A 14,157-nucleotide genomic window follows, 5' to 3' on the forward strand; every position below is an offset into this window, starting at 1 on the left:
AATCGGGTTCCAGGACCAGACGGGCGTGGTAATTGACGAAGGGCAGCGTCGCCGCCAGTCCCAGCAGCAGGACCAGCAGGCGGTCGGCAGCCGTACCGATCGGTTTTGACATCATCGAGCCGGACTCCAGATCAAGGCAGCGGCCGCGCCGACGTCGCCCGCAACAGACGGGGACCGAACAGCGATACGGAAACGGGCGTGCCGCACACCGCGATCAGCCCCCCGGAGGCAGGCACCAGCCCGGTTGGCGCCACCAGATAGACGGCGCGCAAGGCCCAGCGCGACAACTCGGGACGGTCCTGGCGCAGATCATAGACATACGAGACGGAAAAACCCGCCGGAACATCCTTCAGATAGGGCACGACCTCGCTCTGCGAATGCTCCAGCCCCCTGCGGAAGTCGTCGATCCCGATATCCGGGACGAGGTGCGGACTGGACGGCCCCGATGGATGCAGACGAAGCGTGGCGGTTGGAAATCCGGGACGCAGGACAATGCCGTCCTGTCCCTCCGGACAGTCCGGCACGGCCGCCATTCCGGCTTTTCCCGGAACCGGCTGGCGGGCAAGGCCGGTCACGGCCGCCACCGCCGGCACGAAGACGGCGAACAGGACAAGCACGCAGCCGAACAGGGGCGCCGCGGCCACGCCGCCGGCCGACCTCCCGTCCAAGGAGATGGGGGCCGAGGGAATGGGGAAGGAGCGACCTGAGCGCCGGGCCAGCCAGCCCCGCAGCCCCGTCACGATCCCAGAGGCCGTCAAGGCGATTGCCGCCGCCCAGAAGGGAAAAAGGGTCGATGCAGACTTCCAGCCGCCATCGCCATAGACGAGGCCCGCCGACAGAAAGGTGGAAACGATGGCCAGGGCGACGAGCGTGTCGAACGCCGAACGCCGTATCGACAGAAGGACGGCAACACTCAAGGCGGCGGTCAGGAAACTGGTGCCGCCCATGCCGCCATGATAGCCGATCAGCGGCGTCGAAACGAGATAATGGCCCAGATTCGCCAGACACTGCCCGATGAGCGGTCGCGGATCGGCCAGGATGTTGGCGACCGCCCGGTCGAACAGGAAGCCGCTGACGACGCGCTCCTGTTCGACGGCAAGGCGTTGCAGCAGATCCGGATGGTCGCGGAACCCCGCGCCCCAATCCTGCCCCACCGACAGGCCATAGAGGGTATAGGCGAAATTGGCTTGCGGAGCGCCCGCCGGATTGCCGAAGGCCAGCCCCCAGGCCATCGCCGCTCCGCTGGCGGCGAGAACGGCCAAGGCCGCAAGCCCCACGGCCTGCCACCGGGTGCCGCGGCCGGGAAAGAAATAGGCGGCAGCAACAACGCACAGGGGTAAAATGGCAAGATCGCCGGGTCTGATGTTCAGTCCGACCGCCAGGACCAGCACTCCCAAGGCATAGAGCCGGACGCTGCCGGCACCCAACGCCTGCCAGAGAATGGCCAGGGCGACCGCGCCGAAGATGACACCCGAGGTTTCCGACAGGCTGGTCGGCAGGGTTTCCTGGGCTGCGAACAGACACAGGGCGGACAGGATCGCCGCAGCCAGCCAGCCGTGGGTTCGCAGAACGGCCCGCGCCGCCAGAAAGACTGCGATCCCGAACAGAAGCGCCTGCACCAGCAGAGCACCCTGCAGGGACAGGCCCCCCAGCAGCAGGCGGGTCGCGCTGAATGCCGAAGACAGTGATCGGCGGGTTCCGAAGACATCCAGCGCGCCTTCCTGCAGCAGATGAAGACCGCTGAAGGCATGGCCATGGGAATCTGACCAGGGAAGCAAACCGCCGATCACAAGATACGTAGAGTCCACCGACAACCAAAATCGTGCCGCGATAGCGACAGACATCAATAAAAATGCGAATAATAAAAATATAGACAAAAGGATTTTTCTTAAGTTTTTATCTCGATTCATTGAAATCGATGCGATTTTATTTTGGTGCACGTTTTCCACGACATCAGCCTGTTTTGAGGGAAATTGCATAGGATATTTCAAGAAAGGATAGAGGCCTGCCAGCTATTGCCGAAAGCGTGACAAGGGCGAGAATGGAAATCGCCCGACCGCGCGCATGAACGAGCATGAGACGGACATGGGGTCGCCACCAAGACAACAGGCATGCCACGGATCATCCCCGATCAGGCCGAAGCGGCCAGGGCGCTTGGATGGGGGCGGGCTGCGGCCACGCACCATAGCGCAAGAATGCCGCATGCGGCGAACATGCAGACGTCTCGTGCCACCGTGATGGTGCCGCTGTCGAGCCAGGGAAGCGACAGCACACAGGCAATCGCCGCCATCAAGCCAGCGACAACCCGCACTGGACGTGGCAATCCCGGCCACAAGGTCATGCCGAGCGCGGCCAGCGGCAGGAACAGCACATCGGCGTAACCGAAGCGGATCGGCATGAAAAGATCACTGACAACCATGCAAACCAGGCTGACGAAAGCCACCGTCCGCCGGGACGCCCGGCAGCGGCCGAGCCAGACCAGCATCGCCGCCGACATGCACACCCAAACGAGAAGCAAAGCAGTCGCCAACGGTTTGCCACCGCCATTCATCAGCCCCTGCACGGTGGCATTGCGCGAACGCGCCTCCAATGAACGCGTCAGGTCGTACCCTTCGATCACTGTGGGGGCAGTGTGCGTCACCGGGCCGAAAGTGCGATCGGCGTAATCCGTCTCCGCATAATGGTCGACCCACTCCGAAATGGCATCGACATTGGCCTTGTAGCTGAGCCACATGCTGCCGCCGACGGGCAAGGTGGCGAGCACGGCCAGGACCGCCGCCGTTGCCAGGGCACGGACAGCCACTGTCCGGTCACGTCCCAACCACAACAGGAGCACCACGAGTCCGACCGTCGGCCGCAATGCGCAGGCGATGCCGAGCGCCACGCCACGCAAGCGACTGCGCCATCCGGTCGACATGTCCAGCAGGACAAGCTCGATGGCCAGCAGCAGCGCGATGAACACATAATATTGCCCACGCTCGACATGCAGGCGCCAGTAATGGCTGGACGCCATGAAGGCGATGACCGCGGCAACGAAGAGAAAGCGTACGCTGCGGGTGGGGATCAAGCGGAGAGACAGGGCCGCCGTCGTCAAGAAGGCCGCCCATTCCAACATTGCCCAGACACCGCGCTGTACCGTATAGGGCAGCCAGTCGAACAGACCATAAAAGGCAAGCAGAGGAGGTGGATAGGTGGCCCGGCTCGGTCCTGGATAACGGGCGATGGGATCGCCGAAGCGCAACGGATCGTCCGGCATCCAGACATAGCTGTAGGGGTCGATGCCGGACCACAGCAGACGCGCACCTACCAAGCGGGCCCGGAAATCGATCCCGCCGAACGTCCAAACATCGCCGGCGCTGACCACCACCCCCGCGAGGATACACAGAGCCACCGCACAGAAGACATAGACCCGTAGGAAACGGACGCTGCGGCCATCAAGCTCGAACAACCGCGCTATCGACATCATGGACGCACATCCTTCCAAAGCGTCTTTCGAGCCCAACGGCCACTCTATAGCACCTCTCGACAGGACTTGAAGCCTTTTCCCCTGGAACAATAGAACCATCCGCGGAGTATTGCTTTACCCGACATCCGCTCCCTCTCCTGTAGAACATACACGGTACAGTCGGTGGCAGCCGACGCATCGACGGCGGAGCGCCCGGAACTTAGCTGGACTTTGCGCATTACGCAGGGAAGCAGACGGCCTGATGATGAGACAGTCATATCGCGCCAGAGTTGGACGCGTACGGCCGCGAGAGCATCGCTGAAGGTTGGTTCAACTTTTCGATACCACAGCGCGGCACGGGGTGCGATTGCCGGGTCCGACCATTGCCGTTGGGTCTCACCCCCCAGGGGACGGCGCGCCTCGGCGAAGGTCACTTCGACGGCCCAGCGCCGAACGAACCAGCGCAGCACATCGAGTGGATCGACGTGGAGGTCGGTGCAGAGAAAGCCCTGCGGCTCGAAGCCGCCATACCAGCCGTTCACCCGAACGCAATGCCAGGAGGTTCCGGCATCCTCCAGGAGTTGCGCCAAGGACGGCAACCGGGCACCCGATACCCGAGGACGCCCGATCGTTCCTGGAAATCGTAGCGGGGCCGGTTCGAACAAGCGTGCATCCAGGCGCAAGCGCGTGATGATGGTGAGATGGGCACGCAGGTCGTTGAGCAACTCGACAGCCGCGTGGGTAGCGAGCCGGCTTGCCACCAGGACAAGCCGGGAAAAGGGAGGTGGATCAGCTCACTCCGGCGGCCGCCAGCATGCCGTCGGCGGGAGCCGGCCCCGCCGCGCGGACGGTGGACGGTACGGGACTCAAGGCTCGGCCTTCCTGCCGGCCATATAGGACGTAATGCCGCATCGCCGCCGTCAGGTCGCCCCCGGTGGCCGCGGCCACATCGGCGTTGGCCGCCAGATAGGAGGAGGCGTTGAAGCCGGTCGTCCGCCCTTCCTTCCGGCCATGGGTCAGATAATGCAGTTCGGCCCGGGTGGCGTCGGTGCCGACGGCGGCGGCCACGTCGCCGTTGGCCGCCAGATAGGCGAGCGGGGTGAAGCTGACGGTCCGGCCCTCGCTCCGACCGTTGGCGATGTAATGGATTCCGGCACTCCTGCGGTCGGTGCCGAAGGCATCGGCGAGGTCGCCGTAGGAGGCGATGTAGGCCAGCGGGTCGAAGCTGACGGTCCGACCCTCGCGCCGGCCGCTGGCGATGTAATGGGCGGCGCCGGCACTGCCGTCGGTCCCGAAAGCATCGGCAAGGTCGCCGTAGGAGGCGATGTAGGCCAGAGGGTCGAAGCCGACCGTCCGGCCCTCGCTCCGGCCGTTGGCGATGTAATGGGCGGCACCGGCACTGCCGTCGGTCCCGAAGGCGGCGGCGAGGTCGCCGTAGGAGGCGATGTAGGCCAGAGGGTCGAAGCTGACCGTCCGGCCCTCGCTCCGGCCGTTGGCGATGTAATGGGCGGCGCCGGCCGCGGCGTCGGTGCCGAAGGCGGCCGACAGGTCGGCATAGGAGGCGATGTAGGCCAGCGGCGAGAAGGCCGGTCCCGACGGGATCCCCGCACCGGGCGCGGGGATCCCCGGCACCGTCAGCGGCGCGCTGCCCATCCGCGCCCAGTCCAGCTCATGGATGCCGAGCTCCGCCGCGGCACCGCTCCCGAGCCGGAAATCGCCGGCCGACGGGTCGACGAACAGGCCGGACGACAGCCTGTCGCCACCGTTCAGCCCGCGCACGCCCTGCAGCAGGTTGCCGGTGACGCTGTAGGAGCCGGGGGTCCAGAACTCCCAGTAATCCGCGCCGGTGGAGGAGGAGATGACGTTGCCGGTGACGCTGTTGTTGGTCAGCAGGCCGACGGCGCCGGCGCTCGGCACCCATTCCAGCCGGATGAAGCGTTCACGCGGGTTGGACAGGACGGCGAAGTTGTTGACGACGCTGTTGGCATCGCCGCCATGGATGAAGACGCTGGCCCAGCCGGTGTTCTGGATGAAGTTGTCCTGGACGGTGACGCCGTTGGCCATGTCGTCCAGATAGATGCCGAAACTCTTGTGGCGGTCGAGCCAGCCCGACCCGTCGGTCGCCAGCCCGCCGACAGTGCGGATGTCGTTGCCGCGGATGATCGTGCGGGTGTCGAGGTTGGACCGCCCCAGCATCTCGATGGCGCCGCCGTCGGCGGTCTCGGTCATCGTGTCGTAGAGGCGGTTGTATTCCACCACCGTGTCGGTGTTGACGGTGGCGCCGTCCCAGTTCTTGATCGAGATGCCGTAGCGCGTGCTGTTGCGGATGTCGTTGCCAGAGATCAGCGTGCCGCTGGTGCCGTAGAGCTGGATGCCGGCGACGTCCTTCAGCACCTCGCCGATGCCGGCGATGCTGTTGGCGCTGACGCGGTTGCCGTTGCTGCCATAGGCGAGCTTGATGCCGCCCGCCCCCAGATGCTCCATCCGGTTGGCCTCGATCACGTTGCCGGACGATCCGGTCAGCGTCATCGCGGTGCCGGCATTGACGAAGCGGTTGCCGGCGATGCTGTTGGCGGACGCATTGGTCAGCGTCAGCGCCGAGCCGTCCCAGGTCGTATCGGCGAAGGTCAGCCCCTGCAGGGTGACGCCGCTTGCCCCGTTCAGCGACAGGAGCGTGCCCAGCCGCGCCACCACCGCGCCTTGGGACAGCAGCGCGCCGGGGTCCTGCGGCTTCACCACCAGCCGGCCGGTCTCGGCCTGCCAGGCGAACTCGCCGGCGTCGCGGATGAAGGCGTCGTCGTTCAGCAGACGATAGGTGCCGCCGCTGCGCAGGGCGTATTTCACCCCTTGCGTGAAGGTGACGGTCCGGCTGCCGGCATCGGTGGAGGCGACGCCGACGATATTGTCGGACAGCCGCTCGGTGTCGAAGGTCTGGATCAGCGTGCCGGGCTGCACCCCGGCGGCCAGCACCGCCGCCATCGCCCCGTCGCCGGCGCCGACGCGCAGGCTGGTCCGGCTGGCGCCGCCGGAGGCCGCCTCCAGCACCGACCAGCCGGAGCGGGGATCGCCGGCGTTCCAGTCGCCGGTCCGCGCCACCGTCTGCCGCACCCCGCCGATCGAGAGGTCCAGCCCCGTCGCGGAGGTCGCCGCGGCATAGAGCCCGCCACCGATGGCGGTGAAGCCGCCGACCCGCTCGCCGCCGCTGAAGACCGGCGTCTCGCCAGGATAGGCCATGATGCGGACGCCGTTGTCGGCCCCGGTCAGCGTCACCGTGCGCGCCATCGCATAGGTGCCGCCGCGCACATAGGTGTCGCGGATGCCGGTCGCCCGCATCGCGCCCTGCGCGCGTTCCAGCGTGGCGAAGGGGCCGTCGGTCCCGTCGGCATTGGGGGCCGCCAAACGCCCCGACCAGGAATCGTTGCCGTTGGTCGCGACGTAGAAAGCCTGCTGCGTGTCTGTCATTGCCGGATTGCCTTGCCGATACAGGGCAATCTCACGGCGCAAATACTTAATAAGGAGGTAGTCTCACCCTTTCGGAGCTATCCTTTCGTACGGAAATCCCGTGTTCATTTCGTGACAACGACACCAAGGCAGGCAGTTGTCACTTGCCACAGCCTTGCCGTTGTCTTGACCGCCTCCGGCTCAACCCTGTTCAGCGCAGCTCCACCCGCCGTTCTTCCCGCAGCACCGTCTCGTCGCCATGGCGGAGCGTCACCGTCACCCGGTAGGGACCGGGCGCCCAGGGGCCGGAGGCGGGCTTCTTCACCTCGGTACCGAAGAACAGCACGGCCAGCGGGCGCGGCACCGCCCCTTCGCTGCGGAGCAGGCGGCGGCCGTCGGGACCGCTCACCTCCAGCGTCACCCGGTCGCCCAGCCGCCCGCCCATCAGCTCCGCCCACACGCCCAGCGTCGGCGTGCCGGCCGGCAGTGGCTTGCCGCCATAACCGCCGTCCCGCGCCACCTCAGCCTTCGGCGCCTCGGGCGCCAGACCGGCGCCGAGCAGGGCGCTCGGCCGGTAGGCGAGCGTCCGGCGCGCCTCGGCGCTCCACAGCGTGTCCGGGGGGAGGGCTTCTCCGCCGGCCGGGACGGTGCAGGACGCCGCCCCGCCGCCGCCGGCCTCCCTGCCCGTATAGGGATCGAGCGTACGGCCGTCATGGCGGATGCCGAAATCGACATGGGGGAACTCGGTGTTGCCGGACAGGCCGATCTGGCCCAACGGCGTACCCGCCTCCACCCGGTCGCCCGGCCTGACCGCGATGCTGCCGCGCTTCAGATGGCTGTACTGGGTTTCCCAGCCGTCGCCATGGTCGACCACCACCGCATTGCCGGCCTCCCGCCCGGCGGGAGAGCCGCCGGCCTGCCGGATGCTGACATCCTCCATGCCGTCACGCACGCGGGCGACCGTGCCGGGAGCCGCCGCCACCACCGCCACGCCGCGCCGCATCGCCTCCAGGTCGGGCAGGCGGAAATCCGTCCCCTTGTGTCCGTCATAGGTCAGGCGCCCGCAGGCGAAGTCCTGCATCCCCGGCCCCGGATCGGTGTCGACATAATTCTGGACGAAGCAGTCCGCGCCGATCCGGCAGCGGACCGGCAGTTCCAGCGCCGGCGCCCCGGCTGGGAAACGGCCGGCAGGCGGCTGGGCGGATGCCGCGGACGGCAGGAACAGCAGGGCGGCGACCCCCCAGCAGTATTGGACCGGCACCCTCATCCAGACTCCTCGCACGGCACTGCTCCCTCTTGCCCGACCTTCACCCAACAGGTGGGGCGCCGGACGGGGGAGACCAGAGTCATGCCGCATGCCCCGTTTATGCGACAACGCATAAGGGAACGGATCCGGGAGCCGGCGATCTTCCCGCTCCAGCAGTCCGGCGCCGGGGTGTCAGGCCGCGACGCGGCGCGGACGCTGAAATTCGGCCCTCGCCCGTTCCACCGCGCCATGCACCGCACACTCTTCAACATGATCGTTGATGAGCCCCATCGCCTGCATGAAGGAATAGACGGTCGTCGGACCGACGAAGGACCAGCCCCGCTTCTTCAGGTCCTTCGACAGGGCGACCGACGCCCGGGAACTGGAGGCGGTCTGCGGCGGTGCGCACTCGTCAGACGACGGCTCGAAGCTCCAGACATAGGCGGCCAGCGATCCTTCCCGTTCCACCAGTTCCCGCAAGCGCCGGGCATTGTTGACGACCGCCTCGATCTTGCCGCGGTGACGGACGATGCCCACGTTCGTCATCAGGCGTTCGACATCGGCCTGGGTGAAGGCGGCGATCCGTTCGAAATCGAACCCCTCGAACGCAGCGCGGAAATTCTCCCGCTTGGCGAGGATGGTGCGCCAGCTCAAACCGGACTGGAAGCCCTCCAGACACAGCTTCTCGAACAGGCGGCGGTCGTCGCCGACGGGAAATCCCCATTCGGAGTCGTGATAGGCGAAGAATTCGGGCGCCGCCGCGCACCAGCGGCACCGCGGCCTGCCATCCGGCCCGGGAACCGTCGTGCTCATCGGCCGCCCCGCAGGAAGGCCAGGCGGTCGTCGACACGGCCGGGCGCGATTTCCAGGATGTCCGCCTCGACGACCTGCTCCGCCACGAAGGGATCCTCCCGCAGACGCGCGTCGAGATCGCCGCGCGAAAGGCCATGCGCGAGAACGGCACCGCCGGCACCGGCGGGAAGGCTGCCGGCCAGCAGGAAGACGCCGTCTTCGAAGCCGCGCCGGATCCAGGCGTTGTGCCCGTCCATATGTCCGGCGGCCTGCGCCCTGTTTGCGGAAAATCTGAGCATGACGACGAACATGCGGAACGGCTCCGTCAGGGGGGAGGGGAGGAAAGGGGGGCGCGCCGGCCCGCCCCGGAACGCTGCGCCTCCGCCCAGGCGCACATGTCCTCGACCTCGCGCTGGATGAAGGCATCGTCGCGGAAGGCCGTCGCAAGGGTCGCGACGCCCTGGCTCCGCATCAGGATATGCATCGCAAGCGCATCGGCGTCGGCGTCGCGTCCAAGTGCCGCGAACTGGCGGGCCAGCCAGCCGCGGAACAGGGCGAAGAGCTTGGCAGCGTCCTCTTTGGCGACGTGATCGAGTTTGGACAGCTCGTTGCAGAGCGTGCCGACCGGACAGCCGTGCTGCATGATCTTCGCCCGGTTCATGACCAGGATGTGGATGAAGCTGCGGATGCGCTCCGCCGGATCGTCGGTCCCGGCCTCCCAGGCCTCCAGCATCCTGGCGGTGTTGATCAGGCGCAGGGCGATCACCGCATCCAGAATCTCGTCCTTCGTCTTGAAGTGATAATAGAAGTTGCCGCGGGACAAGCGGACGGCCGCGGCGATGTCGGCAAAGGACGTCGCTTCGAAACCCTGCTCATAGAAGAGCCGGTCGGCAGCCTCCACGATCCGCTGGCGTGTGCCTGCTGCGCCCATCGTCTTCTCCCCACGCCAGTGTGCGGCCTGTCCCACCGCTTCGAATGAGCGGCCTGGCCCTCGGGCCCGGCCACCTATTGGGTCAACCGACATGGGAATTTCTAGGACGTTTGTCCGACAAAGTCAATCGGTCCCCAAAACCGCCCCGTCCTTATCATCCGAAGGCCACACCGCCCGCCGCCATACTCCATTCCGCATCTTTCATCGACGGCGGACAGCGGGGACCGACAGCATGGCGAACAGCATCCATACCGGCAGCGGCGGGACGGTCGTCGTCATCGACAGCGGTTGGTCGCCGACCTGGGAGACGGCCGCCTCCGTGGTCTACCAGCACGACTACGCCGACAATGACGGCGACGCGCGCAACCCCGCCGCCGACACCCATGGCGCCCTGGTGGCCTCCCGCATCCTGTCGCAAGCGCCGGACGTCGGCATCATCGCGCTGAAGGTGATGCAGGACGGCTCCACCACCGCATCGGGGGCGGTGATCGAGCAGGCTCTGCAATGGGTCGTCGCCCATGCGTCGGACCACAATGTCGTCGGCGTCAACCTGTCGCTGGCCGGCGGCTCCGCCTCGTCGGAGATGACGACCATCCTGTCGGACGAGCTGGCGAGCCTCGCCGCCAAGCGGGTGCTGGTGTCGGCCGCCGCCGGCAATGCCGGACAGAACGGGACGGCGACCGACGTGTCCTATTTCGCCGCAGACCACAACACGATCTGCGTCAGCGCCTCCACCGGCGACGGGACGCTGCCGGGCTGGGCCCAGCGCAATCCGGGCATCACCGACCTGTGCGCCGACGGCACCGACATCCGGCTGACCGATCTGGCCGGGCGGACGGTGACGGCCAACGGCTCCTCCTTCGCCGCCCCGACGGTGACCGCCGCGGTCGCCCTCGCCCAGCAGGAGGCTCTGGCGCTGCGCGGCAGCGCCCTGAGCCAGGACGAGTTCCTGTCACTGGCGAAGCAGACCGGGACGCCGGTCGGCGCCACCGGCTACACCGACCTGAACGCCCAGGCGCTGCTGGCGAAGATCGGCGAGACCTACGGCGCGCCGGAGACGCCAGGCACCGGGACGGACGCGACCGCGACCGCCGCCATCCTGGTCAACGCCAAGGGCACGGCCGCCGCCGGGGTCAACGCCCACTTCACCCTGCTGGTCGACGGCCAGGCCGTCGGCGGCGCCACCGTCGGCAGCGCGGCGAAGACCTACGCCTTCACCGCCGGCGTGTCGGCCGACAGCGCCCACACGGTGCAGATCCGCTACGACAATGACGGCTTCGCCGGCGGCCAGGACCGCAACCTGTTCGTCGACAGCGTCACCGTGAACGGCCGCAGCTATGCCGCCACCGACGCCGCGGTGACCTACGACAAGGGCGCGCCCGACGGGCGCGACGTGGTCGAGGGCCAGAGCGGGATGTGGTGGAACGGCACGCTGGTGGTCGCCGCCGACAAGAGCCTGTTCGGTGCGCAGCCCCCGTCCCAGGCGCAGGTGGCGGAGCTTCAGGCCGGCGACCTGCTGGGCCACGCCGTGTCGGCCGATGCGGCGTGGCACGGAATCGCCGACAGCATGGCCGCCTGGATGCCGGAGACGGTCTCCGGCTTCGAGAACGCCGCCCATGGCCTGCACGCCTGGTGCGAGACCCACGATCCGGCGTCATCGCCTTGACACTCTTCCGCGCTCTCCCGATGGTCCCGCCCGGTCCACGGCTTTTCCTGGACCGGATGCGGTGCTTGGGAGTAGGCATGCAGGACAGCCGGACCAGCGGGACCGGCGCCGTTTTCCCCCTTCGCCGGACACAAGACGCCTTGTCGCCGATCTCACAGCTCCTGCGCCTTCTGCTCCTGCTGCTGACGCCCTTGTGGCTGTCGCTGGCGGTGGAAGGTCTGGGCCTGTACGGGACGATGCCGTCGCTGATGTCCAACTGGCGCCGCGCCTCGGACGTCAACACCACCACGGCACAGCCGACCGGCTGGCGGGAGCGCGCCTATCTGGCCGCCAACCCCGACGTCGCCGCCGCCGTCCGCAACGGACAGATCTCCAGCGGCTACGTCCACTATGTCCAGCAGGGCCGCGCGGAAGGCCGCAGCGGCGGCTTCGTTGAGACGGTCAGGAAGCCGCCGGCGGAAGCCCAGCCGGCCACGGCCCAACCGACTGCCGCGCCAGCAGGCCCGGCCCAAACAGCCCCGGCTCCCCCGCTGCCGGCGGCGAAGCCCGAACCGCAGGGCGGCGCGCCAGCCCTGCGGACGGAACCGGCGGCCGAGTTCCCGCGCCCCGGCGTCAAGCCGGTCCCCGACGCGCCCGCCCGCCCGACCCCGATCCAGGCCGTGGCAAGCACGACGGCCCCCCGCCATGTGGAGCGCATCCGCACCGCCAATGGCGGCGACGGGCTGCGCGTCGTGCTCGACCTCGACCAGGACCCGCGCTTCGAGACGCCGGTGCGCCGCCCCGACGGCCGGCTGGAGGTGACGCTTCCCGGCACGCTGTGGCGGGCCCCGCCGTCCGGACGCCTGCCGGCGACGGCGCTCGGCTACCGGGCGGACCGCACCGGCACCGGCACCCGCCTGCTGTTCAGCGACGAGAATGGCGGAACCGACGGCAAGGGCGATGGCAAAGGAGAAGCGGTTCGGCTGCTCGCCGTTTCGACCCTGCCCCCCGACAAGGAACGGGGCCACCGGCTGGTGATCGACCTGGCGCTGCCCTCCATGACGAAGGCCGACCGCAAGGCCCGCTAAAGGAAGGTCCGCCGCAGCGAACCGGCCGTATGGGCGTTCAACGTCAATCAACGCACTCAACGATCCTCGGAACCGGACCGGCGGCCGGACTCCTGACTGCGCTCCATATGCGCCGGACGCTGATCGCCGCCAGCCCGCCTGGCGGTGCTGCGCCTCCGAAAGCCGGATCGGATCACGCGAAACTGGAACAGCCCCAAAGCGCAGGAGGACGGCGCTCGAGGAATCTCACACCGAATGCGGGAAATTCCAGCGGTGCTTCACGATGGCGCCATGGCATGATACCCCCTCCGCAGCCCATTTTGCCGGACCGTGGCGCCCTCCATGAAGATCCTGTTCATCCACCCCGCCTTTCCCGGCCAATTCAAGGCCCTGGCACCCGGCCTGGTAAGGCGCGGGCACACGGTCCACGCCCTGAGCCGGTCGATGGAGGTTCCGTCCGGCTGGGGCGGGATCACCATGGTTCCCTATGCGCCGTTGCGGCTGCCGACCTTTGGCGTCCATCCCTGGGCCGCCGAATTCGAAACCAACGCGATTCTTGGCGAGGCGCTGTTCCAACGGGCGCTGACCATGAAGGCGGAGGGCTATGTCCCCGACGTGATCGTCGCCCATCCCGGCTGGGGCGACAGCCTGTTCGTGAAGGAGGTCTGGCCGCAGGCCCGGCTGGGCATCTATTGCGAATATTATTACCGGATGGAAGGCGCGGATATCGGCTTCGATCCCGAATTCCCGGCTCTCGATGCCGGCGATCCGTGCCGTGTGCGCCTGAAGAACGCAGCAAACCTGCTGCAGTTCGAGACCGCCGACGCCGGCTTGTCTCCCACCCGCTGGCAGGCCGACGGCTTTCCCCCTCTCTTCCGCGACCGCATCACCGTGGTGCATGACGGCATCGACACCGAGGCGGTGGCCCCGAACCCCGACGCCAGGGCCACGCTGAACGGCACCCTCACGCTGGCGCGGACGGACGAGGTGGTGACCTTCGTCAACCGGACCCTGGAGCCCCATCGGGGATATCACAGCTTCATGCGCGCCCTGCCGCGGCTTCTGGCCCGGCGCCCGCAGGCCCATGTGCTGATCGTCGGCGGAGCCGGCACCACCTATGGGCCGCCGCCGCCATCGGGAAACTGGCGGGACCTCTTCATAGAGGAGGTGCGCGGCTCCATTCCGGACGCCGACTGGTCACGGGTGTTCTTCCTGGGCAACATTCCCTACGAACACTTCGTTCCGCTGCTCCAGCTTTCCTCCGTCCACGTTTACCTGTCCTACCCCTTCGTGCTGAGCTGGAGCGTGATGGAGGCGATGAGCGCGGGCGCCGCCGTGGTCGCCGGCGATACCGCTCCGGTTCGCGAGATGATCGAGCATGACCGGACCGGGAGGCTGACGGATGTCTTCGACCATCGCGGATTGGCCGACAGCGTGGCCGACCTGCTGGCGGACCGGGAGGCGCGCAACCGGCTGGGCGCCGTGGCCCGTGCCTTCATCCGTGCCAACCACGATCTGCGCAGCGTCTGCCTGCCGCGCCAGTTCGCCTGGATCGACGAACTGGCGGACGGACGGCGGTAGGTTCCCCGC

10 protein-coding genes are annotated in these 14,157 nt (G+C 67.7%); 3 read left to right on the forward strand and 7 right to left on the reverse strand.

Annotated features, from left to right (window positions below; genetic code table 11):
* Positions 1 to 131: 131 nt before the first annotated feature.
* The 7 genes from A6A40_RS23920 to A6A40_RS23950 form a co-directional block, all read right to left on the reverse strand.
* The gene (locus tag A6A40_RS23920; RefSeq protein ID WP_146191637.1) at positions 132 to 1,979 is read right to left on the reverse strand and encodes a hypothetical protein; all 1,848 of its coding nucleotides are present in this window, start codon (positions 1,977 to 1,979) and stop codon (positions 132 to 134) included.
* A gap of 152 nt (positions 1,980 to 2,131) precedes the next feature.
* Positions 2,132 to 3,466, reverse strand: coding sequence for a glycosyltransferase family 87 protein (locus tag A6A40_RS23925; RefSeq protein ID WP_158279364.1), 1,335 nt, complete (start codon positions 3,464 to 3,466; stop codon positions 2,132 to 2,134).
* 768 nt (positions 3,467 to 4,234) lie between these two features.
* A complete protein-coding gene (locus A6A40_RS23930; RefSeq protein WP_108548382.1) occupies positions 4,235 to 6,907 on the reverse strand; it encodes a right-handed parallel beta-helix repeat-containing protein in 2,673 nt (890 codons plus the stop codon).
* 190 nt (positions 6,908 to 7,097) lie between these two features.
* On the reverse strand, positions 7,098 to 8,153 hold the full coding sequence (locus tag A6A40_RS23935; protein WP_108548383.1) for a M23 family metallopeptidase: 1,056 nt from the start codon (positions 8,151 to 8,153) through the stop codon (positions 7,098 to 7,100).
* Between the two features lie 171 nt (positions 8,154 to 8,324).
* Entirely contained in the window at positions 8,325 to 8,945 is a 621-nt protein-coding gene (locus tag A6A40_RS23940; protein ID WP_108548384.1) for a DNA-3-methyladenine glycosylase I, read from the reverse strand.
* Positions 8,942 to 9,235, reverse strand: a complete 294-nt coding sequence (locus tag A6A40_RS23945) for a YciI family protein (RefSeq protein WP_108548385.1) — start codon at positions 9,233 to 9,235, stop codon at positions 8,942 to 8,944. The genes A6A40_RS23940 and A6A40_RS23945 overlap by 4 nt, the downstream gene beginning before the upstream one ends.
* A 14-nt stretch (positions 9,236 to 9,249) precedes the next feature.
* Positions 9,250 to 9,855: a TetR/AcrR family transcriptional regulator gene (locus tag A6A40_RS23950; RefSeq protein WP_108548386.1), complete on the reverse strand. Its 606-nt coding sequence runs from the start codon at positions 9,853 to 9,855 to the stop codon at positions 9,250 to 9,252.
* A gap of 232 nt (positions 9,856 to 10,087) precedes the next feature.
* On the opposite strand from A6A40_RS23950, the gene A6A40_RS23955 reads away from it, so the two are divergent.
* The 3 genes from A6A40_RS23955 (at position 10,088) to A6A40_RS23965 (ending at position 14,148) form a co-directional block, all read left to right on the forward strand.
* A complete protein-coding gene (locus A6A40_RS23955) occupies positions 10,088 to 11,521 on the forward strand; it encodes a carbohydrate-binding domain-containing protein (RefSeq protein ID WP_158279365.1) in 1,434 nt (477 codons plus the stop codon).
* A 140-nt stretch (positions 11,522 to 11,661) separates the two neighbouring features.
* A complete protein-coding gene (locus A6A40_RS23960; RefSeq protein WP_108548489.1) occupies positions 11,662 to 12,588 on the forward strand; it encodes a hypothetical protein in 927 nt (308 codons plus the stop codon).
* A 321-nt stretch (positions 12,589 to 12,909) separates the two neighbouring features.
* Positions 12,910 to 14,148, forward strand: a complete 1,239-nt coding sequence (locus tag A6A40_RS23965) for a glycosyltransferase (protein WP_108548388.1) — start codon at positions 12,910 to 12,912, stop codon at positions 14,146 to 14,148.
* The last annotated feature ends 9 nt before the right edge of the window (positions 14,149 to 14,157 follow it).

This window comes from Azospirillum humicireducens, from assembly GCF_001639105.2.
Taxonomy (GTDB): Bacteria; Pseudomonadota; Alphaproteobacteria; order Azospirillales; family Azospirillaceae; genus Azospirillum; species Azospirillum humicireducens.

What these genes read in the sequence shown, in the direction of transcription:
- A6A40_RS23935 (WP_108548383.1), bottom strand. Translation starts at nt 8,153, where the DNA reads ATGAGGGTGCCGGTCCAATACTGCTGGGGGGTCGCCGCCCTGCTGTTC.
- A6A40_RS23940 (WP_108548384.1), bottom strand. Translation starts at nt 8,945, where the DNA reads ATGAGCACGACGGTTCCCGGGCCGGATGGCAGGCCGCGGTGCCGCTGG.
- A6A40_RS23945 (WP_108548385.1), bottom strand. Translation starts at nt 9,235, where the DNA reads ATGTTCGTCGTCATGCTCAGATTTTCCGCAAACAGGGCGCAGGCCGCC.
- A6A40_RS23925 (WP_158279364.1), bottom strand. Translation starts at nt 3,466, where the DNA reads ATGATGTCGATAGCGCGGTTGTTCGAGCTTGATGGCCGCAGCGTCCGT.
- A6A40_RS23950 (WP_108548386.1), bottom strand. Translation starts at nt 9,855, where the DNA reads ATGGGCGCAGCAGGCACACGCCAGCGGATCGTGGAGGCTGCCGACCGG.
- A6A40_RS23930 (WP_108548382.1), bottom strand. Translation starts at nt 6,907, where the DNA reads ATGACAGACACGCAGCAGGCTTTCTACGTCGCGACCAACGGCAACGAT.
- A6A40_RS23920 (WP_146191637.1), bottom strand. Translation starts at nt 1,979, where the DNA reads ATGCAATTTCCCTCAAAACAGGCTGATGTCGTGGAAAACGTGCACCAA.
- A6A40_RS23965 (WP_108548388.1), top strand. Translation starts at nt 12,910, where the DNA reads ATGAAGATCCTGTTCATCCACCCCGCCTTTCCCGGCCAATTCAAGGCC.
- A6A40_RS23955 (WP_158279365.1), top strand. Translation starts at nt 10,088, where the DNA reads ATGGCGAACAGCATCCATACCGGCAGCGGCGGGACGGTCGTCGTCATC.